23 protein-coding genes are annotated in these 26,971 nt (G+C 68.8%); 11 read left to right on the forward strand and 12 right to left on the reverse strand.

The window, feature by feature from the left end; genetic code table 11:
• Positions 1-92 precede the first annotated feature (92 nt).
• The 8 genes from rpmH (at position 93) to ACWDRB_RS57970 (ending at position 7,492) form a co-directional block, all read left to right on the forward strand.
• Positions 93-230, forward strand: coding sequence for a 50S ribosomal protein L34 (gene rpmH / locus ACWDRB_RS57935; RefSeq protein WP_043614899.1), 138 nt, complete (start codon positions 93-95; stop codon positions 228-230).
• Positions 231-310: 80 nt separating this feature from the next.
• On the forward strand, positions 311-652 hold the full coding sequence (gene rnpA / locus ACWDRB_RS57940) for a ribonuclease P protein component (protein ID WP_221520410.1): 342 nt from the start codon (positions 311-313) through the stop codon (positions 650-652).
• A complete protein-coding gene (gene yidD / locus ACWDRB_RS57945; protein ID WP_319718238.1) occupies positions 649-930 on the forward strand; it encodes a membrane protein insertion efficiency factor YidD in 282 nt (93 codons plus the stop codon). The genes rnpA and yidD overlap by 4 nt, the downstream gene beginning before the upstream one ends.
• 4 nt (positions 931-934) lie before the next feature.
• Complete coding sequence (gene yidC / locus ACWDRB_RS57950; RefSeq protein WP_449909940.1) at positions 935-1,858, forward strand: membrane protein insertase YidC; 924 nt, start codon at positions 935-937, stop codon at positions 1,856-1,858.
• A 20-nt stretch (positions 1,859-1,878) separates the two neighbouring features.
• Entirely contained in the window at positions 1,879-2,367 is a 489-nt protein-coding gene (locus ACWDRB_RS57955; protein ID WP_192789032.1) for a Jag family protein, read from the forward strand.
• Positions 2,368-2,660: 293 nt separating this feature from the next.
• Positions 2,661-3,332 carry a 16S rRNA (guanine(527)-N(7))-methyltransferase RsmG gene (gene rsmG / locus ACWDRB_RS57960; RefSeq protein ID WP_449909943.1) on the forward strand — a complete coding sequence of 224 codons (672 nt, stop codon included), beginning with the start codon at positions 2,661-2,663 and terminating at the stop codon, positions 3,330-3,332.
• A 137-nt stretch (positions 3,333-3,469) separates the two neighbouring features.
• Positions 3,470-4,396: a ParA family protein gene (locus tag ACWDRB_RS57965; protein ID WP_449909945.1), complete on the forward strand. Its 927-nt coding sequence runs from the start codon at positions 3,470-3,472 to the stop codon at positions 4,394-4,396.
• Positions 4,397-6,529: 2,133 nt separating this feature from the next.
• On the forward strand, positions 6,530-7,492 hold the full coding sequence (locus tag ACWDRB_RS57970) for a ParB/RepB/Spo0J family partition protein (protein WP_449909947.1): 963 nt from the start codon (positions 6,530-6,532) through the stop codon (positions 7,490-7,492).
• A 660-nt stretch (positions 7,493-8,152) separates the two neighbouring features.
• On the opposite strand, the gene ACWDRB_RS57975 is transcribed toward ACWDRB_RS57970, so the two are convergent.
• The 3 genes from ACWDRB_RS57975 to ACWDRB_RS57985 form a co-directional block, all read right to left on the reverse strand.
• A complete protein-coding gene (locus ACWDRB_RS57975; protein ID WP_449909949.1) occupies positions 8,153-9,199 on the reverse strand; it encodes a threonine aldolase family protein in 1,047 nt (348 codons plus the stop codon).
• A gap of 1,096 nt (positions 9,200-10,295) precedes the next feature.
• Positions 10,296-11,252, reverse strand: a complete 957-nt coding sequence (locus ACWDRB_RS57980; RefSeq protein WP_350724212.1) for a D-alanine--D-alanine ligase family protein — start codon at positions 11,250-11,252, stop codon at positions 10,296-10,298.
• Between the two features lie 981 nt (positions 11,253-12,233).
• The gene (locus ACWDRB_RS57985; RefSeq protein ID WP_397374590.1) at positions 12,234-13,559 is read right to left on the reverse strand and encodes a PLP-dependent aminotransferase family protein; all 1,326 of its coding nucleotides are present in this window, start codon (positions 13,557-13,559) and stop codon (positions 12,234-12,236) included.
• 176 nt (positions 13,560-13,735) lie between these two features.
• Between ACWDRB_RS57985 and ACWDRB_RS57990 the strand changes: the two genes are divergently transcribed.
• Positions 13,736-14,353, forward strand: coding sequence for a GNAT family N-acetyltransferase (locus tag ACWDRB_RS57990; protein ID WP_350724210.1), 618 nt, complete (start codon positions 13,736-13,738; stop codon positions 14,351-14,353).
• Between the two features lie 115 nt (positions 14,354-14,468).
• Here ACWDRB_RS57990 and trxA read toward each other — a convergent pair whose 3' ends face one another.
• The 8 genes from trxA to ACWDRB_RS58030 form a co-directional block, all read right to left on the reverse strand.
• On the reverse strand, positions 14,469-14,783 hold the full coding sequence (trxA, locus tag ACWDRB_RS57995) for a thioredoxin (protein ID WP_350724208.1): 315 nt from the start codon (positions 14,781-14,783) through the stop codon (positions 14,469-14,471).
• Between the two features lie 14 nt (positions 14,784-14,797).
• Positions 14,798-15,730, reverse strand: a complete 933-nt coding sequence (gene trxB, locus ACWDRB_RS58000) for a thioredoxin-disulfide reductase (RefSeq protein ID WP_449909952.1) — start codon at positions 15,728-15,730, stop codon at positions 14,798-14,800.
• Between the two features lie 133 nt (positions 15,731-15,863).
• Positions 15,864-16,763, reverse strand: a complete 900-nt coding sequence (locus ACWDRB_RS58005) for an anti-sigma factor family protein (RefSeq protein WP_449909954.1) — start codon at positions 16,761-16,763, stop codon at positions 15,864-15,866.
• Complete coding sequence (gene sigM, locus ACWDRB_RS58010; RefSeq protein WP_350724202.1) at positions 16,753-17,388, reverse strand: RNA polymerase sigma factor SigM; 636 nt, start codon at positions 17,386-17,388, stop codon at positions 16,753-16,755. The genes ACWDRB_RS58005 and sigM overlap by 11 nt, the downstream gene beginning before the upstream one ends.
• A gap of 15 nt (positions 17,389-17,403) precedes the next feature.
• Positions 17,404-18,915 carry a protein kinase family protein gene (locus ACWDRB_RS58015; protein WP_449909957.1) on the reverse strand — a complete coding sequence of 504 codons (1,512 nt, stop codon included), beginning with the start codon at positions 18,913-18,915 and terminating at the stop codon, positions 17,404-17,406.
• A gap of 166 nt (positions 18,916-19,081) precedes the next feature.
• Positions 19,082-20,689, reverse strand: a complete 1,608-nt coding sequence (murJ, locus tag ACWDRB_RS58020; protein ID WP_449909959.1) for a murein biosynthesis integral membrane protein MurJ — start codon at positions 20,687-20,689, stop codon at positions 19,082-19,084.
• Positions 20,686-22,821 (reverse strand): DUF6049 family protein, encoded by a 2,136-nt coding sequence (locus ACWDRB_RS58025; RefSeq protein ID WP_449909961.1) that lies wholly within the window; start codon positions 22,819-22,821, stop codon positions 20,686-20,688. Before ACWDRB_RS58025 ends, murJ begins: the two co-directional genes overlap by 4 nt.
• A 50-nt stretch (positions 22,822-22,871) precedes the next feature.
• Positions 22,872-23,399, reverse strand: coding sequence for a YbaK/EbsC family protein (locus tag ACWDRB_RS58030; protein WP_364251967.1), 528 nt, complete (start codon positions 23,397-23,399; stop codon positions 22,872-22,874).
• A gap of 153 nt (positions 23,400-23,552) precedes the next feature.
• Between ACWDRB_RS58030 and ACWDRB_RS58035 the strand changes: the two genes are divergently transcribed.
• A complete protein-coding gene (locus tag ACWDRB_RS58035) occupies positions 23,553-24,953 on the forward strand; it encodes a CCA tRNA nucleotidyltransferase (protein ID WP_449909963.1) in 1,401 nt (466 codons plus the stop codon).
• On the opposite strand, the gene ACWDRB_RS58040 is transcribed toward ACWDRB_RS58035, so the two are convergent.
• Entirely contained in the window at positions 24,904-26,208 is a 1,305-nt protein-coding gene (locus ACWDRB_RS58040; RefSeq protein ID WP_449909965.1) for an MFS transporter, read from the reverse strand. The genes ACWDRB_RS58035 and ACWDRB_RS58040 overlap by 50 nt on opposite strands.
• 106 nt (positions 26,209-26,314) lie before the next feature.
• Between ACWDRB_RS58040 and idi the strand changes: the two genes are divergently transcribed.
• On the forward strand, positions 26,315-26,899 hold the full coding sequence (gene idi / locus ACWDRB_RS58045) for an isopentenyl-diphosphate Delta-isomerase (RefSeq protein ID WP_363978830.1): 585 nt from the start codon (positions 26,315-26,317) through the stop codon (positions 26,897-26,899).
• Positions 26,900-26,971: the final 72 nt, after the last annotated feature.

Genomic DNA, 26,971 nt, shown 5'->3' on the forward strand with positions numbered 1-26,971 from the left:
CGACGGCTATTTCGCGTGCCCTCGCTTCCCTGGCAGGCCATCCATGTGTGTACAGCGTCCTTGTGGCGCACCTTCAAGCCTGGAGCCCACCCGTGAGCAAGCGTACTTTCCAGCCGAACAACCGTCGCCGCGCGAAGACCCACGGCTTCCGGCTGCGGATGCGCACCCGGGCCGGTCGCGCCATCCTCGCCGCTCGCCGCCGCAAGGGCCGCGAGAAGCTGTCGGCCTGATCGTTCCGCGCGTATATGGCCCGTCGGTGCGTCATGCCGGCGGGCGTTAGGCGTATACAGTGCTGTCCCGTCACTCCCGCATGCGGCGCGGGGAAGAGTTCGAGGCGGCGGTCAGGCGCGGTAAGCGCGCTGGTCGTCCGACTCTGGTGGTGCATTTCGCCACTTCGGGGGAAGAGTCCCCTCGAGTGGGTTTCGTGGTGAGCAAGGCCGTAGGCGGCGCCGTGACCCGGAACAAGGTCAAGCGACGGCTCCGACACCTGATGCGGGACCGTCTCGACCGGCTGCCGCGAGGTAGCCTGCTGGTGGTACGCGCCAATCCACCGGCCGCGTCCGCGCGATTCGAGCTTCTGGCCGCCGAGCTCGACTCCGCACTGGAACGTTTGCTCAGGCGGCGCGAGTCCTCGACGGGTGGACAAAAATGACGGAGCAGCCGCAAGGGGTGACGCCGAGCCTCGCCGCTCGGGCGCTGATCATCCCGATCCGGTTCTACCGGGCGTTCATCAGCCCGATGCTGGGTCCACGCTGCCGTTTCTACCCGTCCTGCAGCGCGTATGGACTCGAGGCGATCGCCACGCACGGAGCGTTGCGCGGCATTTGGCTGACTGTCCGGCGCATCGGGCGGTGCCACCCATTCCATCCCGGAGGTATAGACCCGGTGCCCCCACGCCCGGTCCGGTCCCACGAAACGCAAGGGAGATAGCTCGGTGGAGCTGTCCTGGCTCAACTGGCTGTACACAGCCGTCGCCCAAGTCATTACCTGGATCCACCAGGCATACAGCACGGTGCTCGACCCGAACAGCGGCTTGACCTGGGCGCTCACCATCATCACGCTGACCATCTGCATGCGGATCCTGATCTTCCCGCTCTTCCTCAAGCAGATGCGCTCGTCGCGAAAGATGCAGGAGCTGGCGCCGAAGGTCCAGGAGCTCCGCAAGCGCTACAAGAACGACAAGCAGCGCATGAACCAGGAGGTCATGGCGCTGTACCAAGGTGCGGGCGCCAACCCCCTCGGCGGCTGTCTCCCTGTCGTGGCCCAGTTCCCGATCTTCATCTCGATGTTCACCGTGCTGCGGGCGATCGCAGCGGACCAGCCGAAGTTCGGGATGACGCAGGAGCTGGTCGACAGCGCCAAGCATGCCCTCATCCTGGGTGCCCCGCTTCCTGCCACGTTCTTCGAGGCCGCCCAGGTCAGCGAGAAGATCATCATCGGTTGCTTCGTCGCGATCAGCTCGCTCACCACCTTCCTCACCGTCCGGCAGAGCGTCACCCGCTCGATGGCCCAGATGCCGGACAACCCCATGGCGCAGCAGCAGAAGATCCTGATGTACATCTCGCCGCTGTTCGCCTTCTTCAGCCTGAACTTCCCCCTGGGCCTGATCCTCTACTGGGTCACCACCAACCTCTGGACCCTGGGCCAGCAGCACTGGTTCTACAGCCGGCACCCGATGCCGCAGTTCGACGCCAAGGGCAACGCGGTCCCCATCGAGGCCAAGTCCGGCCTGTTCGCCAAGCTTCGCAAGACCACGCCCGAAGAGCAGGCTCCTCCGCCCCCGCCGGAGCCTAAGATCGTCAGGCAGCAGCCAAGCCGCCAGTCCCGCAGCAAGCGCACCGGCAGCAAGAAGTCTTGAACATGAAGGAGAGGCCGGCCATGACTGAGGCCGAGCAGGAGAAGGCTCCTGATCTCAACGCGCTGGAGCAGGAAGGCGAGATCGCTGCCGACTACGTCGAGGGCCTTCTCGACATCGCCGACATCGACGGCGACATCGACATGGACGTCGAGGGCGACCGCGCCATGGTCTCCGTCGTGGGGCTCAAGGGCAATGAGCTCGTCGGTCCCGGGGGAGAGGTCCTGGAGGCGCTCCAGGAGCTGACCCGCCTCGCCGTGCACCGGCAGACCGGTGAGCGCTCGCGCCTGATGCTCGACGTCGGGGGCTACCGCGAGCGGCGCAGGGCCGAGCTGACCAAGCTGGGCACCGAGGTCGCCAACGAGGTCAAGGACGGCGGCGAGCCCAGGTCGCTGCACGCGATGACCCCCTTCGAGCGCAAGATCGTGCACGACGCGGTGGCGGCCGCCGGGCTCCGCAGCGAGTCCGAGGGCGAAGAGCCACACCGCTACGTGGTGGTCCTGCCCGCCTGAAGGGTGTTACGCCATCCGATCCGGCCGTCTGCCCGCACGTACGCGTGGTGGACGGCCGTTTCGCATTTATCCTCTTTTATCCCTGTACGTATGTCGTAGCGCGCATTTATGCGCGCATGCCCCTTGTTAACGCTCCCCATCCGGACCGGGTCACACGGACGGCGGCGTGCTGAAAGGTCGCCTTCAGACCGGCCCGCTAGTCTTCCACTGTGATCTCACCTTTAGCCTTGGGTAGAGACCACCCGGCTTCCCACCGAACAAGGGCCACCAGCCCCAGAAAGGGCCACCGACCAGTGAGCGATGAGCTTCCGGCGCCGCCGGACATAGCGCGGGACGTCTTCGCCGGGGAGGCTTGGGAACGCGCGAACGCGTTCGCCCAGCTGCTGGCGGGGCCCGGCGTGGTCCGCGGGCTGCTGGGTCCGCGTGAGGTGCCCAGGATCTGGGATCGCCATCTGCTCAACTGCGCGGTCGTGGCCGAGGCCGTGCCTCCGGACGTGCACCTGGTGGACATCGGCTCCGGCGCCGGGCTGCCCGGGCTCGTGCTGGCGATCGTGCGGCAGGACATCACGGTCACGCTCCTTGAGCCGCTGCTTCGCCGTACCGTCTTCTTGGAGGAGTGCGTCGAGGCGCTCAAGCTCGACAACGTCGAGGTGCTGCGCGGCCGGGCGGAGGAGCTGGCGGGCAAGCGCGAGTTCGACGTCGTCAGCGCTCGTGCCGTGGCGCCGCTCGATCGCCTGCTGAAATGGGCCATGCCCCTGCTCCACGAGGGTGGCGAGCTGATCGCCATGAAGGGGGAGCGCGCCGCCGAGGAGCTCGCCGAGGCGGAGTCCCAATTGCGGGCCATCGGGGCACGAACGGCCGAGCTTGTGACTGTCGGGCACGGTAAGGTCGAGCCGCCTGCAACACTGGTTCGGGTGGTAGCGGGTCGCACGCCGGAGCGAGCCAGGCGTCGACGAAGGAGGTGACGGTCGTGCCAGTCGCGTCAAGCGGTCTTGGTTGGCCGGACAACCGTCCGTCCGAGAGTCCAAGCGGGGTTGGCTGGCCCGAAATGGGCGTGTCGCGACAGTCAACTCCTGGCACCGGCACACCACTGGTTGAAAGGATGGACATCGTGACCCAGACCCCCCTGAATCCCGGTGATTCGCCGTTGGTACGAGAGGCGCTCAGCTCAGTGGTTTCACGTGAAACGTCCGCAACCCCGACGGCCGCTCAGACTCCCGACGGCGGGGACGGCACGTGGCCGCGTCCATCCAAGACCAGGGTGATCGCGGTGGCCAACCAGAAGGGCGGAGTGGGCAAGACCACCACATCGGTGAACATCGCCGCCGCCCTCTCCATGCATGGGCAGCGCGTCCTCGTGGTGGACCTCGACCCTCAGGGCAACGCCTCCACAGCCTTGGCCACCGAGCACCGCGGCGACGTGCCGGACGTTTATCAGGTCCTCGTCGACGACCTCCCGATGGCGGACATCGTCAAGCAGGTCCCCGACATGCCGAACCTCTACTGCGCCCCGGCCACCATCGACCTGGCCGGCGCGGAGATCGAATTGGTCTCGCTGGTGGCCCGTGAGGCCCGCCTGCGGCGCGCGCTGGCGGCCTACGACGCGATCGACCTCGACTACATCGTGATCGATTGCCCGCCCTCCCTGGGCCTGCTGACGGTGAACGCGTTGGTGGCGGCCGAAGAGGTCATGATCCCGATCCAGTGCGAGTACTACGCCCTGGAGGGCCTCGGACAGCTCCTCAGGAACGTCGACCTGATCCGCGCACACCTCAACCCGACGCTGAAGCTCTCGACCATCGTCCTGACGATGTACGACGGGCGGACCCGGCTGGCCTCTCAGGTGGCGGACGAGGTCCGGTCGCATTTCGGCGACACGGTGCTCAACACGGTCATCCCCCGCAGCGTCCGCCTGTCGGAGGCGCCCAGCTATGGGCAGTCGGTGATGACGTACGACCCGGGCTCCAGCGGTGCGATGGCCTACATGGACGCCGCCCGCGAGATCGCCCACCGCGCCCCCGTCGTCTAACCCCACCCCAGCACCACAACTCCCGCGCCCCGCCCACGCGGCTGGCCGCCAAGCCCTCACCCATCCACGCCCACTCCCGGGCCCCTCCACACCCACCTTCCCGCCACAGCACCCACAACCCCGCCGTACGCAGCCACCCCGCCCACCGCGGCCTCGACTCACCTGCCCGCAACCCAACCCACCGGCCCTCGCCCCACCTCCTCATGCTTCGACACGAGCAGCAGCGAGCCAGGGCCCACGAGCATGCCTCCCCACCGATCACACGACTGCCGTTGAGGCACGAGCCCCAGGCACACCGAGACGACAGCACGCGCAAACGACAAGCCGCCGCCATAGGGGCCAGCGCGAGCCAGCATCACGACGTCCCGGCGGCACAACCAGACAGGGGACACCGACTCCCCGAGTGCGAGCGGCACAGCGAGAAGGCGATGCGACGGGCGGTAAAGGCGAGCCTGCCGGGACAAAAGGTGGCGAATGCTGGGTGACTGCAGGGAGGGTTGACGAGATCCTGCAGAGCGGCCCGGAATGGAGCACCACGATCGAGACGTCCGGGCCAACAGGGCCGCTGGACAGCCGGACGAGCTGGACAGCCGGGTAGGCACGACAGCCAAGCAGTTGGGCAGCCGAGTGGTCGGCCCAACAGGGCAGCCGGGCAACAGGATGGGCACAACGAGCAGGACTGCCAGGCAACCTAGTCAGCCACGCCAGCCGCTCCGGCCGAGCCGATAGAGCCGACAGGACAGCCAGGCCAGCCGGGCCCGACAGGGCGGACAGGGCCGACAGGGCCGACAGGTAAGCGCGGCAGCAGAGCAATCAGGTAAGCCCCGCAGCAGGGTAGCTGGACGGGCAGGGCGAAGGGACCGACACGCCAGCAAGATCGTGAGACGCCGGCCACCGCGGCTCGCGACCGGGGGCACAGTCGCCGCCGTTGTGGGTCGGACACGTCGGCAGGATCGTGAGGCGTCGGTACCGTGGCACACGAGTGAGGCACAGCGAGTGCGGTTGCGGGCTGGCTAGGCGGAGTGACATTCGAACGTCTTACAACGGCATCCCCGCCTTGCCACATGGGCGTCTCGCGGCTCCGCCGTCCCAGCAGGCTCGGGCGGGCTGCCACCACCAGCGCAGGGTCGCCTCGGAAACCACCGCAGGCGTGATCACGCGGTGGCGTCTCACTCGCCAGCACCGCCTCGGCGTCGAAGCGCGCCGTGCGGTGGCTAAAGTCGCCGCCCGAGCAACGCGGCCGTCAAGCCGCGGCGTTTAAGCGCAGCGTCCGGTGGACGAAGGCGCCCCAAACACCGCTGGCGTCAAGCGTGACGTCTAAGCACACTGTGCGATGGACGTAGGCACCCGCGATCCCGCCGTTCTGCGGCCGCCTCGGCATCCCGGGTTATGGCGATGGGGGATGCTGAAGAACCCTCACGCCGAGCGGAGCTGCCCCCTGGGCCGAGGCCGTGCTGTGCAAGGCGGCGAAGCGTGGGACGGCGAGGCGGCGGGAGGGGGAGTGGCGAGGCGGTGGGACAGGAAGGCGACTCGGCGGCGAAGCGGTCGGGCAGCGGAATGTCGGGGTGGCGAAGCGGTCGGGCAGCGGGATGTCGGGGTGGCGAAGCGGCGCGGCAGCGAAGCTGTGGGACGGTGAGGCGGCGGGACGGTGAGGCGGTGAAGCGGTGGGACAGCGGGACGGCAGGACGGCCGGGTGGCGCGGCAGCGAGGTAGTGGAACAGGGAACCGGGACGATGCGGCGGCGAAGCGGTGGGGTGGCGAAGCGCGGGGTGGCGAGGGGGCGCGGCAGCGAGGCGGTGGGACGGGGGAGTGATGAGGCGGGCCGGCGACATGATGCGATCGCACGGATGCGGAGCAGTGAGATGGAGGAGAAAGGTGGTGAGGGCGTTGGGATAGCCCTGCGGGGGAAGCGCGTTCAGGCGCGGCATGGGGCCCTTGACGGCGGCGGCGGATCGTGTGGTGGTGGCGATTGTCTCGAGCGTGAGATGGGCTCAAGTCAGTCGTTCGGTTGGTTTGTGATCGTGTCGGTGTAAATAGAACTGGGTGGTGTGTGGCGAGGGGGCGCCCCGTTGCGCGCACGACGGTAACCTCTCCTGGAGTGACCGGAATCGGCCGGGTGGATGAGGAGACGCAGTGAGTCAGCAGCGGCGGGGATTGGGCAAGGGGCTCGGGGCGCTCATCCCGACCGGTCCCATCGTTGACGGAACGGGAACGATGTCGGCCCCGTCGAACGGTTCAACGGCGGAGACCGGCCCGAGGCCGATCGCTGGCGCGTACTTCAAGGAGGTCGCGCTGGACGCGATCGTCCCCAACCCGCGCCAGCCGCGTGAGATCTTTGACGGGGAACGCCTCGAGGAGTTGGCGGCGTCCATCCGCGAGGTCGGTCTGCTGCAGCCGATCGTGGTCCGATCGGTCGGTGGTGGCCAGTACGAGCTGATCATGGGGGAGCGGCGCTGGCGGGCGTGTCAGCAGGTCGGCTTGGACCCGGTCCCGGCAATCGTCCGCAACACTCAGGACGATGATCTCCTTCGGGACGCCCTCATCGAGAACCTTCAGCGTGAGCAGCTGAACGCCCTTGAAGAGGCTGCGGCCTATCAGCAACTCCTCGATGACTTCCAGGCGACGCACGATCAGTTGGCGCAGAAGGTCGGCCGCTCCCGCTCCCACATCACCAACACCCTCCGACTCTTGAACCTCCCGCCCGAGGTTCAGCAGAAGGTGGCCGCAGGGGTTATCAGCGCCGGTCACGCTCGAGCCCTCCTCGGCCTCGGCAGCGCTGACGAGCAGATCGAACTGGCCAAGCGAATCGTGGCAGAGCTCCTCTCGGTCCGGGCGGTTGAAGAGATCGTCGCGATGGGCAGCGCCAAAGCCGCCACGAAGCCCGCGCGTGAGCGCCAGGCGCCCAAGCCCACCGCTCCCGGTCTTACTCACCTCGCCGATCGCCTCTCGGACCACTTCGAGACCAAGGTGAAGGTGGATCTGGGCCGCCGCAAGGGACGCATCGTCGTTGAGTTCGCCACGATCGACGACCTTGAGCGGATCATCGGCACGATGGCACCGGAAGCTGTCCGCGCGATGCGGGAGTCCGAAGACTGACGCTGTTTCACGTGAAACCGCCATTGCTAGCCGGTCGCTCCTGGCCGCTGGCATCCTCGTGTGCGGGCACTGCGGCGGTGACGGCTGGCGAACCGTTGAGGCACCCGGTTCGGATTGCTGTTTCACGTGAGACCGCCGCGGACGGTTCGCCAGGGCCGCTGTTTCACATGAAACCGTGCTGCCTACCGATCGACTCCCCCGGCCCTAGCGGCCTCGCGATGGACGTCGCGGCGGAGCCGGCTGCCGAGCGATTGACGTACCCGGTCCGGATTCGCTGTTTCACGTGAAACCGTCATTGCCGGCCGATCGCTCCTGGCCGCTGACATCCTCGTGTGCGGGTGCTGCGGCGGTGACGGCTGACGAACGGTTGAGGGTGCTCGGTTCGGCATTGCTGTTTCACGTGAGACCGCCGCGGACAGTTCGTCGGGCGGCTGTTTCACGTGAAATCGACGCCAAGTCCCGCTTCGGGCGGCCGATGTTTCACGTGAAACGAGGTGCTTGGGTTGGTCGAGGGCTCGAGTTGGCAGATCGTCTGACGGGCGGCGGCTCTTCGGGGTGAGCGGTTCTTGGGGGGCGTTTCACGTGAAACATGGAGCCGTGGCGCGCTGCTGAGAGGGGCGACGTGTTTCACGTGAAACGGCGGGCGGCGTGGGCGCGAGGCTACGCGGCGGCGGCCTTGTGGAGGTCGTCGAGGAAGTCGTCCACGTTCTCGAGCGTCGTGTCGAAGGCGGTCATCCAGCGGACGATGCCGGCGCGCTCGTCCCAGTAGTGGAACAGGTAGCGTCCTCTGAGGGTCTCCGCGACGGCGGGTGGGAGGACGGCGAAGACGGCGTTGGACTGGACCGGGTGCGCCAAGGAAACGCCGGGCACATCGGCCAGACCGTCCGCCAGGCGGGCCGCCATCTTGTTGGCGTGAGAAGCGTTCTCGCGCCATAGATCGTCCGTCAGAAGCGCCGAAAGCTGAGCTGAGATGAAGCGCATCTTCGAGGCGAGTTGCAGCGACTGGCGGCGGAGGAACGGGACAGCGGACGCGAGCGAGGAGTCGAGGACGACGACCGCCTCGGCCGCCAAAGCGCCGTTCTTGGTGCCGCCGAAGCTGAAGACGTCCACCCCGGCGTCTGTCGTGATGGCCTTCAGATCACAGTCGAGGAAGGCGGCGGCGTTCGCGAGTCTGGCGCCGTCCATGTGGAGCCGTAGACCCGACTCGTGTGCCGCCTCCGCCACGGCGGCGATCTCGGCGGGGGAGTAGCAGGTGCCGAGCTCTGTGACTTGGGAGATGGAGACCACCGTGGGTTGGGACTCGTGGGGGTTGCCGATCCCGCCCAGGCGGGACTTGATGTCTTCCGGGCGGAGCTTGCCGTCCTTGGTGGGGATCGTCATCAGCTTGACGCCGAGCAGGCGTTCCGAGGCTCCTGCTTCATGCGTGGCGATGTGGGCGCTGTCGGCGCAGAGGATCGCGTCGTAGCGGCCGAGCATGAGGGCCAGCCCGACCATGTTGGCGCCCGCGCCGTTGAGCACCGCGAAGCCCTCGGCGCCCGCGCCGAACACTTCCTTGGCCCTTTCCTCGAACGCTGAGGTCCAGTTGTCGTCACCGTAGGCGGGCGCGTCTCCGTGGTTGGCTGAGGCGATGGCTTCGAGGATGGTCGGGTGAACGCCGGCGTGGTTGTCGCTGGCGAAGCTCTTGGGGTACATCGAATCGATCAGCACACGGTAAGGCTACTTATCTGCCCTCAGCCCAGCGCCCGGGCATCCGTCGATCGATCCCGTCCCACGAGGCTGTGGATCCGGTGGGGGCTACCTCTTCCGCGCGTTCTGTGGATGGGCTGGTGATGAACGGGAGGCGTGCCACCTAGATGCGGTCGGCGCTGGCACGCATGCGTGTGCTCTTTCTCTGCATGGTGGCTGGCGTCCGTGGTGGCTCAGCGCTGGAAGGCGAGGATGGCGGCGGAGAAGTGCTAGGTCTCCCGCCATAAGGGCCAGGGCCTCGCCCGTGTAGAGGCGGCCAGGGGGCGGGGTCGCCCTGGCCAAGCGCGCGTGGCGCTCCACTCCAGCAAGCGTTGCGCCGCTGCGGCCCCTGCCGGGAGGAAACTCGCTCTGAGTCGTGTGCTGTCTCAAGGACTCAGCCCCCTCCGCCGGAAGCGGTCCCGAACCGACCGGGCTCTCGGATGCCCACCTTTGGGTCGGCGATGGTGCCGGTCGTTCGTCTTCCGGGGGTGGTGGTGGTGTTGGTGGTCGCTCGCCTCTGGGTTGGCTGCGCTGTCGGATGTCTGTCTTTGCGTCCGCTGTGGTGCTGACCGTTCGCCTCGGTGGTGGTTGCCTTGCTGCCGGACGTCTACCCGTGTGTCGGCTGTGGTGCCGAGCGTTCGCTGCCGGATGCTCGCGGTGGCGGTTGCCCTCGTTCGGGTTGGCCGTCGTGCTGGATGTCCGCCTGTGTGCCGGCTGTGGTGTTGACCGTTCGCTCTGGGGCGGCGTGCGTCGGGTGGTTGGCCGTGCAGCGGGCGTTCGTCGCTGAGTCGGCGGTGGTGCCGGTCGTTCGCTTTTGGGGTGGTCGTGTTGGCGGTTGCTCGGCCTCGGGTTGGCTGGCCGTTGGGCGCTTGCTTCCGGGCCGGTCTTCGACGTCGGCTTTCGGGAGGGCTGTGCTGGCGGGCGCGCGGACTCGAGCTGATTCTTGAGTTGGCTGCGCTCAGGTGAATGGGAGCGGGTTGCCTGTGAGGTGCAGTCACGGGTGGGAGGGCGCGCCTGGGAGCCCGGGGCAGGCGCGCGCTGGCTGGTCGGCTGCGGAGGAGGTGGCAGGGAGTGGTGGTCAGGTGTGGGCGCGGGTGGCGGCGTTTTGGAGGAGGGTGCGGCAGAGGTCGCCCAGGTCCTGGCCGGCGGCTTCGGCGGCCATCGGGAGGAGTGAGGTCTCCGTCATGCCCGGGGCCACGTTGACTTCCAGGAAGTGCGGGATGCCGTCGGCGTCGACGATCAGGTCCGTACGGGAGATGTCGCGGAGGCCGAGAGCCGTGTGGGCGGTCACCGCCGTCTCGGCGCACGCCGCGGCCGCCTGGGCGGAGAGACGGGCAGGGGCGAAGAACTCGGTGTGTCCGGCCGTGTAGCGTGCCGCGTAGTCGTAGACGCCCTCGTCCGGGACGATCTCCACGGCCGGCAGAGCCTCCGGGCCGTTGCCGAGGTCCACGACGGAGACCGCCACTTCCACGCCATCCACGTACTGTTCGATCAGCGCCGTGTCGCCATACGCGAAGCAGCCGACCATGGCCGCAGGGAGTTCTTCTGCTGTGCGGACGATCGAGGCGCCCAGCGCCGAGCCGCCTCGGGCGGGCTTGACGAAGAGAGGCAGGCCGAGGCGCTCGATGATGCGCCCCAGCACCACCGTGGCGCCGAGGTCGTGGAACGTCTCCTTCGGCAGCGTGACGGACTGCGGCGTCCGCAGGCCGACCGAGCGTACGACGGCCTTGGCCGTGGGCTTGTCGAAGGCCACTCGGCACGCATCCGGGTCGGCGCCTACATACGGGACGTTGAGAAGCTCGAGGACGGAACGGATCGCGCCGTCCTCGCCCGCGCCGCCATGGAGGGTCACGAAGACCGCGTCCGGCGGGTCCGCGAGGATGGAGGGCACGAGGGACGCGTCGGTGTCGCGGGCCTCCACGTCGACGCCCGCCGCACGCAGCACCTCGCTGACTCGGCGACCGGAGCGCAGGGACACCTCTCGCTCATAGGAGAGACCTCCGGCCAGCACGAGCACGTGGCCCAGATCGCTCATCACATCTCCTCCGCTGATCGCACGCGCCGCTGTCCAACCGTACCGCCAAGCCGCAGTGAACTGGGCGGTGGCGGGGCTTGGAGAAGGCCTACGGTCAGGGGTCGTGGTCAGGGGGTCCTGCTTATGGGGCAGGGCGATGGTGGTGCCTGGAAGGGGCAGGTGGCGATGGTGTGAGCGCCCTGAAGGGGCGGGGCCGAGGGTGGTGGCGGGCGGACTTCGGAATGGCGCGCGTGGGGTGGGGGGAGGGCTGGAGACGGTAGTCAGGAAGGGAGCGGCGCTCAGGCTGTGGCGGTGCCCGTGAGAGTGCGAGGTCACGGTGGTGGCCATTCGCGAGCGGGCGTGAGGCGCGCCGGTGGTGGTCCGCGAGTGGGATGAGGCGCGTCGGTGGTGGCGCGGGCAGGCGTGAGGCCAGGCGGGTGGCGGTTCTCAGGTGGGCGTGAGACCGGGTAGGGGGAGGGCCGGTCGGGGAGGAGGAAGGCCAAAGAGCGTTGGTGGTGGTCTGTTGCGGCGCGCGTGGGCCGAAGGGAGGTATGCCCGGAAGCCTGATGGGGTGCAGCAGGGGGGCCACAGGGCCAGCGTGGTGGTGCCGCTCACCGCGGCCCAGGCCAGGCCTTTGGGGTGGCTGGGCGGACAAGGGCGGTTGGCCCGGGGGAGCAGGTCAAGCAGGGGTGGCTGGCCCGGGGGAGCAGGTCAAGCAGGGGTGGCTGGCCCGGGGGAGTAGACGGAGCAAGCGGTGGCTGGCCCGGGGGAGTAGACGGAGCAAGCGGTGGCTGGCCCGGGGGAGTAGACGGAGCAAGCGGTGGCTGGCCCGGGGGAGTAGATGGAGCAAGGGGTGGCCAGGTTTGAAGAGGGGTGGGTGGAGCGGGGCCTGGCTGGTCCTGAAGAGGGTGATCAGTGCAGGGGGTGGCCGAAGTCCGGAGGACCGGGCTTGGTGGGGCCGGCGGAGCGGTGAGGCGGCGCCGGCCCCCTTGGAGACGGTGGTCAGGCCAGATCGGGGCCGGGGGTGTCGACGCCCTGGTGGTCGCGGGCCGAGCTGGTGCCGAAGGTGTCCCTCAGCTGCATCTCCTGGTCGATCACGCCGGCCAGCCGCCGCACCCCCTCCCGGATCCGGTCCGGCTCGGGGAAGCAGTACGAGAGCCGCATGTGCCGCGCCCCGCTCCCGTCCGAGAAGAACCCGGTCCCCGGTACGAACGCCACCCGCTCGGCCACCGCCCGCGGCAGGATGGCCTTCGAGTCGAGCCCTTCGGGAAGGGTCGCCCACACGAAGAAGCCGCCCGCGGGTCGCGTCCAGGTGACCTCGGGCGGCATCAGGGATTCGAGCGCGTCCAGGAGCGCGTCGCGGCGCTCTCGGTAGAGCTCCCTGAACGTTTTGATCTGCTCCCGCCAGGGCTGCGTGGCGAGGTACTGGCCCACGGCGAGCTGGGTGAACGAGGAGTGCGACAGCACGGCCGACTCCATGGCCAGCACGAGTTTGTCGCGGATGGCGTGCGGGGCCAGCGCCCAGCCGACGCGGAAGCCGGGGGCGAGCGTCTTGGAGAACGACCCCAGGTAGACCACGCCGTCCGGGTTGTCGGCGCGCAGGGCGCGCATGGGCTCCCCGTCGAAGCCGAGCAGTCCGTACGGATTGTCCTCGATGATCAGCACCCCGGCCCGCTGGCAGATGTCGAGCACCTGCTGCCGCCGGGCGATGTTCAGGGTGACGCCGCCCGGGTTGTGGAAGGTCGGGATCGTGTAGAGGAACTTGATGGGAGCCCCGGCCGTCTCCAGCGCGTAGATGGTCTGGGCGAGGGATTCGGGCACGATGCCCTGATCGTCCATGGCGATATGAACGACCTTGGCCTGATAGGCGGCGAACGTACCCAGCGCCCCCACGTACGAGGGCCCCTCGGCGAGCACCACGTCGCCCGGGTCGATGAAGATCCGGGTGATCAGGTCGAGGGCCTGCTGCGAACCGACGGTGACGACCACGTCGTCCGCCCCGGCGTTGATCCCCTCCAGCCGCATGACCTCGCAGATCTGCTCGCGCAGGTGCGGGTCACCCTGGCCGGAACCGTACTGGAGCGCGACGGGGCCGCGCTTGGTGACGAGGTCGGATACCAGCTCGCCGACCATGTCGAGGGGAAGAGCCGTGACGTACGGCATGCCGCCCGCGAGCGAGACCACCTCGGGCCTCGACGCGACGGCGAAAAGAGCTCGGATCTCGGAGGCGACCATCCCGGTAGCTCGCGCGGCGTACCGATCGACGTAAGCGTCGATGCGCGACCCTTGGGTCGCGGGTGCCTGACCGTGATCCAGCTCTCCTGTCACGGCCCACCTCCTAGGTGTCATATCGGACTGAAATACCAGATTACGCTAACCGGACATGTCGCCCGTGACGGGCTCGACCGTCGTGGTGTCCGCTGGCGGTATCTTCACTGGGCTACGATGCCACCTGTGGACGCGGTTTTCGCGCGCTTTTCCGGGTCAACGACAGGGGGCCGTAGTTGTCGCGTCGGCTGGTCAACATAACCCTGGACAATCTTGAAGATCTGCCCCATCGCTGCAGGCGGTGCGTGTTCTGGGAGCTTGACCCCATGAGCGGGGAGCGGGCGGTTCGGTCGGGGGATCCTGGGCTGGAGAAGGAGGCGTGGCTCTCCGGCACGCTGCTCGAGTGGGGCAGTTGCGGGAAAATCGCCTATGTCGACGGGGTGCCTGCCGGGTTCGTGCTCTACAGCCCGCCGCTCTACAGCCCCCGGTCCGTGGCCTTCCCCACCTCGCCGGTCAGCGCCGACGCCGTGCTGCTGATGACCGCGCACATCATTCCGGAGTTCTCGGGCGGCGGGCTGGGTCGGATGCTGATCCAGGGCGTGGCCAAAGACCTGACCAGGCGCGGCGTGAAAGCCATTGAAGCTTTTGGCGACCTCAAGTGGGAAGAGCCTAGTTGCGTAGTTCCGGCGGAATACTTCCTTTCTGTTGGTTTTAAGACGGTTCGTCCGCATTTGCGTTTTCCGCGGCTCCGGCTGGAGCTCAAGACCGCCGTCTCGTGGCGTGAGGACGTCGAGGTGGCTTTGGAGCGACTCCTGGGCTCCATGAGCCCGGAACGGGCGCTACGTCCCGTCTGACGACCGCACAGGCCCGTACAAGCGGGGCTGTACAAGCGGGGCCGTACAAGACCGGGAGAACGCGAAAGCCCCCCGCCAGAGGCGGGGGGCCGGGCGCGCGCCGCGGGAGGGCGGGCTAGATGATGCCGTCGAGCTCGCGCAGCAGCATGGCCTTCGGCTTGGCGCCGATGATCTGCTTCACAACCTCGCCGTTCTGGTAGACGTTCATCGTGGGGATCTGGAGCACACCGTACTGGCGCGGAACGTCGGGGTTCTCGTCAATGTTGAGCTTGACGATCTCCAGCTTGTCGCCGTGCTCCTTGGCGATCTCCTCCAGGATGGGGGCGACCTGACGGCACGGCCCGCACCACTCGGCCCAGAAATCGACCAGCACGGCCTTGTCGCTCTTGAGGACGTCGGCTTCGAAAGAGGCGTCGGTGACAGCCTTCACGGTGCGCTCCTTACTCACTTCTCGTTGTTCGCCAGCCAGCGCTCGGAGTCGAGCGAGGCCGAGCAGCCGGTGCCGGCAGCGGTGATGGCCTGACGGTAGGTGTGGTCGACAACGTCTCCCGCGGCGAACACACCGTCGATGTTGGTCGCCGTGGACGGCGAGGCCACCTTGATGTAGCCGTCCTCGTCGAGGTCGATCTGCCCCTTGACCAGATCGGTGCGCGGGTCGTGCCCGATCGCGATGAACAACGCGTCGGTGGCCAGCTCGCATTCCTCGCCGGTCTTGACGTTACGCAGCCGCACGGCCTCGACGCGGGAGTCGCCGAGCACGTCGGTGACCTCGGAGTCCCAGACGAAACGGATCTTGTCGTTCGCGAGCGCCCGCTCCTGCATGATCTTGCTGGCACGCAGCTCGCCGCGGCGGTGCACCACCGTCACCATGCGGCCGAACCTGGTGAGGAACGTGGCCTCCTCCATCGCCGTGTCGCCGCCGCCGACGACCACGATGTCCTTGTTGCGGAAGAAGAAGCCGTCACACGTCGCACACCAGGACACGCCATGCCCGGACAGGCGCTTCTCGTTCTCCAGACCGAGCTCGCGGTAGCCGGAGCCCATCGTCAGGATGACCGACTTGGCGTAGTAGGTGTCGCTGTGGGTCTTGACGACCTTGGGGTTCGCCTCCAGGTCCACCTCGACCACGTCGTCGGTGACCAGCTCGGCGCCGAACCGCTCGGCCTGCTTGCGCAGGTTGTCCATGAGGTCGGGGCCCATGATGCCGTCGGGGAAACCCGGGAAGTTCTCCACATCGGTGGTGTTCATGAGGGCGCCGCCGGCTGTCACGGAGCCCTCGAAGACCAGCGGCTTGAGCTCGGCGCGCGCGGAGTAGACGGCCGCGGTGTAGCCAGCTGGGCCGGATCCAATAATGATCACGTTACGAACGTCGCTCAACGCTCCCACGCCTTCCTCGTCTGCTGTTGCACCGGCGTCAACAGATCCTAGGCCGCCCTGATTCCCTGCCCTACACACAACGCTCGCACAAAGCGAAAGAGCCCGCCGAGGCGGGCTCTGACGTGTATGTCCTTTACCAGCGGCCCAGTGTGGGCTTACGCAGGTTCTTGCAGTTGAACGGGTCGACGATGTCGATGCGCAGCCTCTGGCTGGCCTTGTCCTTCCACGAGGCCACGACGAGGGCCTCCTGGCCGTTGTACTGGCCCTGGTCGACCTGGTACGCAGGCAGCCTGGAGCGGCTCGAGACCCGCTTCACGCACTTGTCGACCTTGCCGTCGTCGTCGGAGCCTCCCTGCACCATGCGCTGGAAGCCGAACATGCCTTCGAGCGGCTGGCGCAGGTCCTGGTCGCTGTAGTTGTGGCCGCTGTCGGTCAACCCGTAGGACCTGGCCATCGTGGGGACCTTGGCCGGGGTCGAGGGGACAACGGAGGTCTCGGTCACGCCGCCGGCCATCACGTCGACGCCGCTGCTTCCGCCGCCGCCGCTCGCGAGCAGGCCGGTGGAGGCCACCGCCGTGCCCACCACGGCGACCGCCGCCGCGGCCGCGATCGCGGGCATCGCCCATCGGCGTCTGCGAGAGGGCTTGGCCGGGACGATCGTGCCGTCGTCGGAGACGACGCCCAGCCGCACCGGCTCGGGGGCCGCCTCAGCGGCCACCTCGACCGGTCGTTCCCACGGGGCGTCCCGCATGAGCTCGTCCCAGTCGGGCGCCTCCACGAGGGCGACACCTCCCCGCCGGAACTCCGCCTCGGCGGCCAAAGCCTTGTCGATGCGCAGTGCGACGCCCATCGGCATGGCCGGTGTGGGGGTCGCCGCGAGCACCTCGCGAACCGCCGCCAGGTCTGCCAGTAGCTCCCCGCATGGGTCACAGACCGCGAGATGCTCGCGGACCCGGCGCGCCGTGTCGACGTCTAGGAGACCCTCGGCCAGCTCGGCCAGGATTTCCAGATCGTAGTGCGTATCACCCGTCACGAAGTTCTGCTCCCTTCGCGGATGAGACGCGATTGAGGTCCGATCGGTTCCGCAGATGGGAAAGAATTGGGGCAAGTTTCGCGCGCCCTCGAGCGCACCGGCTCTTGACCGTGCCGCTCGGCACTTGGAGCACCTGAGCTGCGTCTTCGACCGAATAACCCATCATGTCGACGAGGACGAGAGCCGCCCGCTGGTCGCTGGGCAGGAGTTTCAATGCGGCCGAAACCTCCATGGAGACTTCGCGTTCGACGGTCTGGTCAGGCAGGGGGGTCTCGCGCTCAGCGGCCTCGATCAGCTCGTCGTCGGCGACGGGCCTGACCGATTTACGGCGCATCCTGTCGAGGCAGGCGTTGACCACGATCCGGTGGAGCCAGGTCGTGACGGCTGCCTCGCCGCGAAACGTGGCGGCCTTGCGATATGCGGAGACGAAGGCATCCTGCACGGCGTCGGCGGCCTCGTCGGGGTCACCGAGCGTACGCAGGGCGACCGCCCACATGCGGTCGCGGTGCCGTTTGACGATTTCGCTGAAGGCGTGAGGGTCCCCGTTGATGTGCGCGGTCAGCAGCTCGGCGTCTGTGATCGCCGGCCGCTCCGCTGCTGAGGGTGTCTCGGGTGGGGAGTTCACAAGAGAGATTCCTGGTTATGCCGATCCGGGAGAGTGCACCACTACTTCATAGATGGTGCCATGAAACTCGCCGCCATCCATCGGAACCCGGGTAAACCAGATCAAAACGTACTGTCCAGTTGCCGGTTGATCAGGGGTAAGAGTGGTTTTACCTGCGGCGTTCTTCGCGGTCGCCACCGTCTTCAGTGCGGACAGATCGGGTGAGTCGCCCACCTTGAGCTCGACTGACGCGCCCGAAGCATCGGACAGCGTAGCGACCACGTCGCTGATCTGCATGGACTTGCCCATGTCGAGCAGCAGGCCGACGCCCTTCTTGAGATTGCCCAGGTCGGCGCTGGTGTAGCGCTCCGTCTTCCACAGCGTGCCGGGCTTGCCGTCGATGGCCAGGTCGGCCATCTCGGGCTTCTCGTTGTTGTCGCCGAGCGGGTCGAAGCCCTGGGCCTTCTTCGGCTTGACGGTCTGGGCCTCGGCCGAGGCGGACGTGGAGGTGCTGGGGCTGGAGCCCGACGCCTCGGGCTTGGTCGGGCTGCCCAGACTGCGGCCGATCGTCCAGGCGCCGACGCCGACGGCCGCGATGACGAGCAGCACGACCAGCGTCATCAGCACGCGGTTGAGCGTGCTGCCGCCGCCCGCGGGACGGCGCGGCGGCGGGGGCGGGCTATGCGGGACGGTGAGCTGCTGCCGGTGGACGAGGTCCAGGCCCTCGGTGTGGGAGGCGGAGGCCACCGCGGGGGTCGAGGGGTAGGCGATCGGGATCGGCATGGGCCTGGCCACGCCGGACAGCGCCTCGGCCACGTCGGACGGGCTGGCCAGCGCGCCCGTGCCCCTGCGGGACTCGGGCAGGCACGCGCGCACGGTCACCGTGTCGAGGTAGCTCGGCACGCCGGCGGTGACCTGCCGGGGCGTGCAGAAGTGGCCGTCGGTCATGGGGGCCGCGGGCAGGCCGCCCTCTTCCTCGTCGCCCGGCCAGTGACCGGTCAGCCCGGCGTACAGCAGCCGGCCCAGCCCCTCGGCGTCGTCGAGCGCCGGCTGGTCGGTGGTGAGCCCGTACAGGGTCGCGTCGACGGCCACGCCGAGCACCTTGACCGTGTTGCCCGTCGTCCACACCAGGTGGGAGGGGCGCAGGCACAGGTGGTAGAGCTGGGCCTCGTGGGCGTGCGCAAGCGCCTCGGCGGCCTCGGCCACCAGCCCCGCCGCGCGCTCGGGCTCCAGCGGGCCGGAGGCGAGCAGGTCGGTCAGCGACTCGCCGGTGACCCACTCGCTGACGACGTAGGCGGCCTTGTCGTCCTCCGCGGCGTCGAAAACCTGCGTCAGGCGCGGGTCGGTCAGCCTGCTCGCGGCGCGGGCGGCCGTGACCACCTCGTGGACGCGGGGGAAGTCGGGCGCGAAGGTGTGGACGGCCACGGGACGCGCGAGGATCTCATCGATTGCTTTCCAGAGCGTGGCTCCGTCGGACTCGCTGACGCGGTCCTCGAGCCGGAAGCGCTCGGCCAGACGGGTGCCGGGTTCGACGGCCGACGTGCTCACAGGTTCACTCCGCTTGGCCGATCGGGCGTGTTCATGACTCGACTCACCTGCGTGGTGGTGTCCCACGAAGGCACGCTATGCCGGGTGGATCCGCCCACGCCCCTCCTGCTTCCATTCGCGCGTGTCGGGCTCCATGTTAGTGCCGAGTGGATTCGGCCCGCGTTCTTTACCGGCCTACCCGCCCAGCGACCATCCCAACGATGGAATTGACCTCGGGGATGCGCATTCTGTGCGCGACGCCTAGATAGAGCAGCAACCCGAGGCCCCCGCCGACCGCGAGAACGATCAGCGAATTGACGAACCCTAGCCCGGCGAACACCCCCGTGACTACCCAAACCGCCGCGAGCGCCACCACAGCGGTGGGCAGAGCCGCCAGATACATCCTGGTCAACGCCATGCCGATGGTCCAGCCACCCAGCCCTCTGACACGGCGGCTGGCCAGCAACCACGCCCCGACCGCGCCCAGCGCGTACGCGATGGCGTACGCGAGCGCCAGCCCCATCACCAGGTACCGGGCCGGCAGCAACGCGTTGAACACCAGCATGAGCGCCGCGTTGGCCGCCGTGGTGGCCGCGCCGATGAACACCGGCGTACGGGTGTCGCCGAAGCTGTAGAAGACCCGCAGCAACAGCTGGAACAGCGCGAACGGCACCAGCGCGAGCCCGTAGACCTGCAGCACGTTGCCGATGTAGACGGCGTCCGCGACGCTGTTGGCGCCGTGGCCGTAGATGGGCACGGTGATCGCCGGCCCGAGCACCATGAGCAGCAGCGACACCGGCACCATCAGCGAGCAGATCAGCCGCACGCTCGACCCGAACTCGCTCCGCACGTCGTGGAAGCGCCCCTCGCCGACGGCCCGGCTCATCCTGGGCAGCATCGCGGTGATCACCGAGACGCCGATGACGCCGTACGGGAGCTGGAAGAGCTGGAACGCCAGCGTGTACGGGCTGATGCCGTGCCCCTCGACCACGTTGCCCGCCGCGCTGGCCAGGTTGGTGGTCAGCATGAAGCCGAGCTGTGTGACGATCACGTAGCCGATCGTCCAGACGCCTGCCCTGCCCATCTCGCCCAGCCGCGCGTTGCGCACGTCGAAGCGGGGCACGAAGACGAACCCGACCCGCTTGAGCGCCACGATCAGGATGACCGCCTGGGCCACGATGCCGGCCGTGGTGCCCAGCCCGAGCAGCGCCATGTCGCCGGTGCTGATCTGCTCAATGTTGTCGCGCTCGCCGCCGACCATGGCGTACGCCAGGAACACGCAGATGACGACCAGGTTGTTGACCACCGGCGCCCACATGGGCGCGCCGTAACGGTCGCGGGTGTTGAGGATGGCGCCCGCCACCGCGCCCACGCCGAAGAAGGCGAGCTGCGGCAGGATGAAGCGGGCCAGCGTGACCGCGACCTCGAACTTGGGGCTGCCCGGGGCCCAGTCGGTGTAGAGGTCGATCAGCAGCGGCGCGCCGAACACCGCCACCACCGCGACCACGATCAGCGCCACCGCGGAGATCGTCAGCAGCCGCTGCTCGTACGCCCGGCCGCCGTCGGCGTCGTGCTGCTGGGCACGGACGATCATCGGCACCACCACGCTGCTCAGCACGCCGAGCAGCAGCAGGTCGAGGATGCTGTACGGGATCGCGTACGCCGCGTTGTAGGAGTCGCCCAGCGCTCTCGTGCCGATGGCGTAGGCCAGCACCATGGTCCGCACGAACCCCGTGACCCTGGACACCATCGTGCCCGCGGCCATGATGGCGCTGGCCCGAAGCATGCGACTCATACGATCTTATTCTCCCGGGTCTTGGCCGCGTGCGCGAGCTTCCGCTCCGACCTGCGCCGCAGCACTCGCATCACCACGGCGGCGAGCATCACGGTCAGGGCGGCGCCCACGATCACCGAGGCGATCCCGGTGTAGCCGGTGATGCGGATGGTCAGCCGCTGCGGCTTGCCGTACGGCTGGTTGTCGGAGGTCTTGAGCTGCACGGTCACCGTCGCGTCGCCGCTCGTGCCGGCCGCGGCGTTCATCGGCACCTGGACCGTGCCGCTCTGCCGCGGGCCGATCTTCATCGGCCCGCGCTGGTCGAAGTTGACCTGCAACAGCTCGGGGTTGTTGGACGTGACGTCGATGTAGAGGGCGATCTGCACGCCCAGCTCGTTCTTGACGCTGATCGGGACCGCGCCGTTGCTGCCCGCCAGCGTGCGCGTCCAGCTGGGGCCCGCTCCGGTGATCTGGATCCTGTCGGTCTGGTCCGTCACCGCCTCGCGGACCACCTTGGTCACCGCGCGGCCCGCGCGGGTGCTGTTGCGCCAGGCCGAGGAGGTCAGTCGGAGGACCGCCGCGTCGAAGCTCGACGGCGTCTTCGTTTCCGTGATCAGGGAAGTGAGCTGCGCATTCGACGCGATGCCCTTGACCGGGTCGAGGTACTTCGCGGTCAGCTCTTCCTTGCGGTCCTGGTCGCTGTAGGTCAGCCCGGCGCGCGGGACCGACAGCTTGGTCGGCTTGATCGACTCCAGCGAGGTCAGCCGCAGCCACGGCAGGTTGTCCGCGGTCTTCATCAGCGCGTTGACGAGCGTGGGGTTGGGGTCCCACCGGCGCGACGGGGCGATGACGAGGGACCTGGGCGAGGTCTGGCCGGCCTCCGCGGCGATCATGGCGGTCTCGGCGATGAACCGCTGCGTGCTGAGCAGCACGGACGTGGGCGCCGCGGGCTCGAACAGCTTGCTCAGCTCGGCGTCCGCGACCAGCGCGGTGACGGGCCCGTTCACCGAGTCGAGCGTGGAGGCGGCGTCGGGCGAGAACGGCACGGCCGGCTGCGGCGGCAGGTTGGTGGAGTTGAGCAGGACCGTGTCGACCCGTTCCTTGCCGGCCGGGAGGCTGACCGAGAGCAGGTCGAGCGCGTCGGCGTCGAGCACGCCCGCGGGCGGCCAGTTGACATTGGTCTTGACCTCGCGCTGGAGCAGCGCGGCGGCCTTCTGCCTGCCCAGCTCGATCGCCCGGCCGGTCTGCGTGTCCAGCCCCTGGTGCGCGAGCGCGGCCACGTCGGGATCGGCGTACGGGACCGCGACCACGGGAGAGTCGGCCAGCGCGGTGCGCATGGTCGTCAGCCAGCTCGCGGCCTCGGGGTTGGCGGGCTTCTCCTGCGTCTCGTCCTTGACCTTGACCAGGTACTTGTTCTTCATCGCGTCGAGGTCGTCGAGCAGCGAGGGCTCCATGAACCAGGTGACGGCCTTGGGCGCGGCCTGCGCGATGCGCGCCAGGTCGGCCAGGCGGCCCTTGCCGGTGATCGACTGGCTCAGCTTGTCGTTCACGAACAGCGGCGTGCGGGTCTTCGGGTCGACGTCGGTCCCGCGGTGCGGCTGGTCGATGACGGGCAGGGCGATGGCCAGCTTGTTGCGCGGCAGCTTCGGCACCGTGGGCGGCGCGTAGGTCAGGTACGTGCGCTGCGTCATGACCTGCAGGCCGTTCTGGACCACCTCCACGGCCACCGGGTAGACCCCGAACGAGCCGTAGCCGAGCTGCACGGGCGTCGCGGTGAACTCCCATCGCGCCTGGGCGCCGGCGGCCAGCGCCGGGATGTCCATGAACGAGCTCAGCGAGGCGCGGAACGGCAGCGTCGCGGGGTTCTGGTCGGTCTGGTAGGCGGCCATGGTGACGCGGTCGGGGAGCTTCTGCGGCGTGTAGCGCAGGCGGACGCGCAGGCCGCTCTGCGGCGCGCCGCTGTCGTTGCGGAGCGTGCCGGTGAACTTGATCACATCGGTCTGCGCGGTCGGCACCTGAGGCGAGATCGACGAGATCGACACGGCCAGGGTCTGCCTGCTCGCCGTCGCGGACTTCGTGGCAGCCGCACCGGGCGCGGTCGCCACCACGGTGAGGGCGAGCAGCGCGGCGAGCAGCGTGGCCTTACGGATCACGCGAATGCCCAAGCTGGAGGACGACGACACACGCCCGCAATGGTACGGGCTCAGTGCCGCCGCGCGACCGCCTCACGTGTTCCTTTCGCCCTGAGGTCGACCATCTTGCCTGGCAGGAGTGCGATCAGGTCGAGTGCGCGCAGGGTCAGGGCGGTATGCCGTTCGCCGGTCGCGGTGTAGACCGGCCCGTCGTCGGCCAGGAAGTCGGCCGGCAGCCGGTCGTCGATGAACTTGGGCAGCGGCTCGGGCAGGAGCAGCGGGCACACCAGCCCGCTCGCGTAGTCGGTGGCCGCGTTGACCACGTGGACCGGAGCCGGTCGAACCCGGCGCACGCCCAGCACTCCGCCGACGGCTCCCACCGGTGGCGGCGCCGACACGGGGGTGGTGACCGCGATGACGACCTCGCGGCCGACCCTCGTGGCGACCTCGAGCACTGTGACCATCAGGCACCTGCTCGGTGCGGCGGAGACCGCCTCAGGCAGATCTTCCGCGCATGTCATGGGACGCGGAAGGCGTACGATCTCATGATGGACCTGGTGGGCGAGGAGCCAGCGGTGGATCGCGAGGGCGTCCTTCATATAGTCCTCCTTGCCTCGTTCCCTGGCCCCCGACGGTCCTTGGACCGACGGTAACCCGGACCTGGTGTGGCTCGGGGGATATGTTCCGGAATGCTCCCAGAAGGACCTACCCGCTTGTCCGACTCAACTCTGACTGACAGCCAACGGCGGGCCATGACGGACCTGTTCCGCAAGATCGCCCCGGTGGCCGACGAGCTCGGCCGCCTGTTCGCCGCGCAGGGCCACGAGCTGGCCCTCGTCGGCGGTCCTGTACGCGATCTGCTGCTCGGCCGCATCGGCAACGACCTCGACCTGACCACCGACGCCCGCCCCGAGTGGGTCCTGGAGCTCGTCAGGGACTGGGCCGACTCCGTGTGGACCATCGGCATCGACTTCGGCACGGTGGGCCTGCGCAAGGGCGGCTGGCTGATCGAGATCACGACGTACCGGAACGAGTCGTACGACCCGAAGTCGCGCAAGCCCGAGGTCATGTACGGCGAGACGCTCGACGAGGACCTCGAACGGCGCGACTTCGCGGTCAACGCGATGGCGGTGCGGCTGCCGGGCCACGAGTTCGTCGACCCGTACGGCGGGCTCGACGACCTGAAGGCCAAGGTGCTGCGCACGCCGGGCACCCCCGAGCGGTCTTTCGGCGACGACCCGCTGCGCATGCTGCGGGCCGCCAGGTTCGCCTCGCAGCTCGGGTTCGGGGTGGACGAGGGCGCCGTGGCGGCGATGACCGAGATGGCCGGGCGCATCGAGATCGTCTCGGCCGAGCGCATCCGCGAGGAGCTCGACAAGCTCGTCTGCGGCGCCAACCCGCGCGAGGGCCTGCGGCTGCTGGTCGAGACCGGGCTGGCCGCGCACGTGCTGCCCGAGCTGCCCAAGCTGCGGCTGGAGATCGACGAGCACCACCGGCACAAGGACGTCTACGAGCACACGCTGACCGTGCTCGACCAGGCCATCGCGCAGGAGGAGGACGGCAAGCCCGACCGGATCCTGCGCTGGGCGGCGCTCCTGCACGACATCGGCAAGCCGAAGACGCGCCGCCACGAGACGGGCGGGCGGGTGTCGTTCCACCACCACGAGGTGGTCGGCGCGCAGATGACCAAGAAGCGCATGACGGAGCTGAAGTTCCCCAAGGACGTGGTGTCGGACGTGGCGCGGCTGGTGGAGCTGCACCTGCGCTTCCACGGCTACGGCACGGGGGAGTGGACCGACAGCGCCGTACGCCGCTACGTGCGCGACGCCGGCCACTTGCTGGACCGGCTCCACAAGCTGACCAGGGCCGACTGCACCACGCGCAACAAGCGCAAGGCCACGGCGCTGTCGCGGACCTACGACCAGCTCGAGGAGCGCATCGCCAAGCTCGCCGACGAGGAGGAGCTGGCCAAGATGCGGCCCGAGCTCGACGGCAACGAGATCCAGCGGGTCCTCGGCATCGGGCCGGGGCCGGTGGTGGGGCAGGCGTACAAGTTCCTGCTGGAGATCAGGCTCGACAAGGGCGTGATCGGCAAGGAGGCGGCTACCGAGGCGCTGTTGGAGTGGGCGAGGTCGAACGACGCGGGCGTGTGATCATCCGGTACGCCAGCGCGGCCACGGGATAGCCGACGGCGGCGATCACGACGGCCGTGTAGGACTTGCCGTCGGCGGGCAGGATGGCCGCCGACAGGGCCGCGGCGAGGACGTACATGCCGTTGAAGAGCATGTCGTAGATCGAGAACGCCCGGCCCAGGTAGATGTCCTCGACGTCGCGCTGGACCGTGGTGTCGGCGCAGATCTTGACGCTCTGCCCGGCCACGCCCAGCACGAACCCCGCCACCGGCAGCCCCCACTCCTGGAACGGCAGCACCAGCGCCGCCGTCAGCAGCCCGGCCGTCGTCAGCGCGATCGGCACCCAGCGCTCGATCGTGAACCGCTCGGTGGCGTACGGGGTGATGACGACGGCGATGGCGTAGCCGATGCCGGAGGTCGCCACGACCAGGCCGACGCCGCTCAGCGCGGCGTCGGCGTCGCCGTTGTAGAAGTAGTAGCGGTAGAGGATGATGCCGAGCGCGGTGGCTATGCCGTAGAAGAAGCGGTGGGCGGCCATCGCGCCCATGGTGGAGGCCGCGACGCGGTGCTTGACCAGGTGCCTGGCGCCGTCCGTGAGGCCGCCGACCACGTTGCGCAGGGCCTCGCGCGCCTGCGGCCGGCTCGGGTCGGACACCGGGCCGAGCAGGCCGCGGTCCATCGTCCGCGCGACCAGCGCGCTCAGGCCGAACACCACGCCCGAGACGACCAGGAGCAGCGCCACGCCGTAGTCCTCGGCGCCGAACACCTTGCGCAGCAGATAACCGAGCCCCACGCCCACGAACGTGACCACGGTGCCCGACGTGGGGACGACCGCGTTGGCGGCCATCAGCCGGTCGGCCGGCACCACGTGCGGCAGCGAGGCGCCGAGCGCGGCCAGGAAGAACCTGTTGACGCCCAGCACGGCCAGCGCCGCCCCGTAGAAGACCGTGTCCGGCACGTCGGCGGCGACCAGCGCCGCCGCGACCACCAGCAGCGCGCCGCGCACGATCGGCGCGATCACCAGGATCTGCCGTCGTGACCAGCGGTCGATGAACACGCCCACGAAGGGCCCGAGCACGCTGTACGGCAGCAACAGCACCGCCAGCCCGGCGGCCACCGCGAGCGCCGTCGTCTTGGTCTCGGGGCTGAAGAAGGCGAACCCGGCCACCCCGAACTGGAAGATCCCGTCGGAGAACTGGGAGATCAGCCGGGTGGCGAACAACCGCCGGAAATCTTCGCCTCGCAGGACCACGCGTAGGTCGGCCACAAATGACACGCGGCCAGCCTAGCCCTCCACCCATCGCCTAGGATGCGCGAGAGTCGTGCTGCGGCAGGTGGGCCGTGGGTTCCGAACGGTCACCTTGTCTCGTACGCTTCATAGCGTGACGACTGAGGAACACGTTGTGCTGGTCGACCGCGACGGCCACGCACTCGGGACAGCGCCCAAGCTGGCGGTGCACGGTCGCGAGACACCCCTTCACCTGGCGTTCTCCAGCTATGTCTTCGATCACGAGAGCCGGGTGCTGCTCACCAGGAGAGCGGACAGCAAGCTCACGTGGCCGGGGATCTGGACCAACAGCTGCTGCGGCCACCCGCTGCCGGGCGAGCCCCTGGAGCGGGCCGTCGAGCGCCGGCTCTCCTACGAGCTGGGGCTCACGATGGACCGCGTCGACCTCATGCTGCCGGCCTTCTCCTACCGCGCCGAGATGGCTAACGGGATCGTCGAGCACGAGCTCTGCCCGGTCTACCGCGTCACCGTGACCTCGCCCGTCGTCCCCAACCCCGCCGAGGTGGGGGAGACGATGTGGATGCCGTGGAAGGAGTTCGCGGAGGGGGTGCGCAACGGGCTGCTGGCCGTCTCGCCCTGGTGCCAGGAGCAGGTGCCGCTGCTGGCCGACCTCGGCGCCGATCCGCTGACCTGGCATCCCGCCTCGCCCGCCGAGCTGCCCCCGGCCGCCCGCCCGTAGACAGCGCGGCGGCGCCCCCCGTGGCACCGGGGCGGGGGCGCCGGGGGGGGTAAACCCCGCGGGGCGCGCGCC

Source organism: Nonomuraea sp. NPDC003707, assembly GCF_053587055.1.

Bases quoted from the DNA above. Each gene is read 5' to 3' on its own strand.
- rnpA (WP_221520410.1), top strand. From the start codon at position 311: ATGCGGCGCGGGGAAGAGTTCGAGGCGGCGGTCAGGCGCGGTAAGCGC.
- yidD (WP_319718238.1), top strand. From the start codon at position 649: ATGACGGAGCAGCCGCAAGGGGTGACGCCGAGCCTCGCCGCTCGGGCG.
- ACWDRB_RS57955 (WP_192789032.1), top strand. From the start codon at position 1,879: ATGACTGAGGCCGAGCAGGAGAAGGCTCCTGATCTCAACGCGCTGGAG.
- ACWDRB_RS57965 (WP_449909945.1), top strand. From the start codon at position 3,470: ATGGACATCGTGACCCAGACCCCCCTGAATCCCGGTGATTCGCCGTTG.
- ACWDRB_RS57980 (WP_350724212.1), bottom strand. From the start codon at position 11,252: ATGAGCGATCTGGGCCACGTGCTCGTGCTGGCCGGAGGTCTCTCCTAT.
- murJ (WP_449909959.1), bottom strand. From the start codon at position 20,689: ATGAGTCGCATGCTTCGGGCCAGCGCCATCATGGCCGCGGGCACGATG.
- ACWDRB_RS58030 (WP_364251967.1), bottom strand. From the start codon at position 23,399: ATGAAGGACGCCCTCGCGATCCACCGCTGGCTCCTCGCCCACCAGGTC.
- ACWDRB_RS58035 (WP_449909963.1), top strand. From the start codon at position 23,553: ATGACGGACCTGTTCCGCAAGATCGCCCCGGTGGCCGACGAGCTCGGC.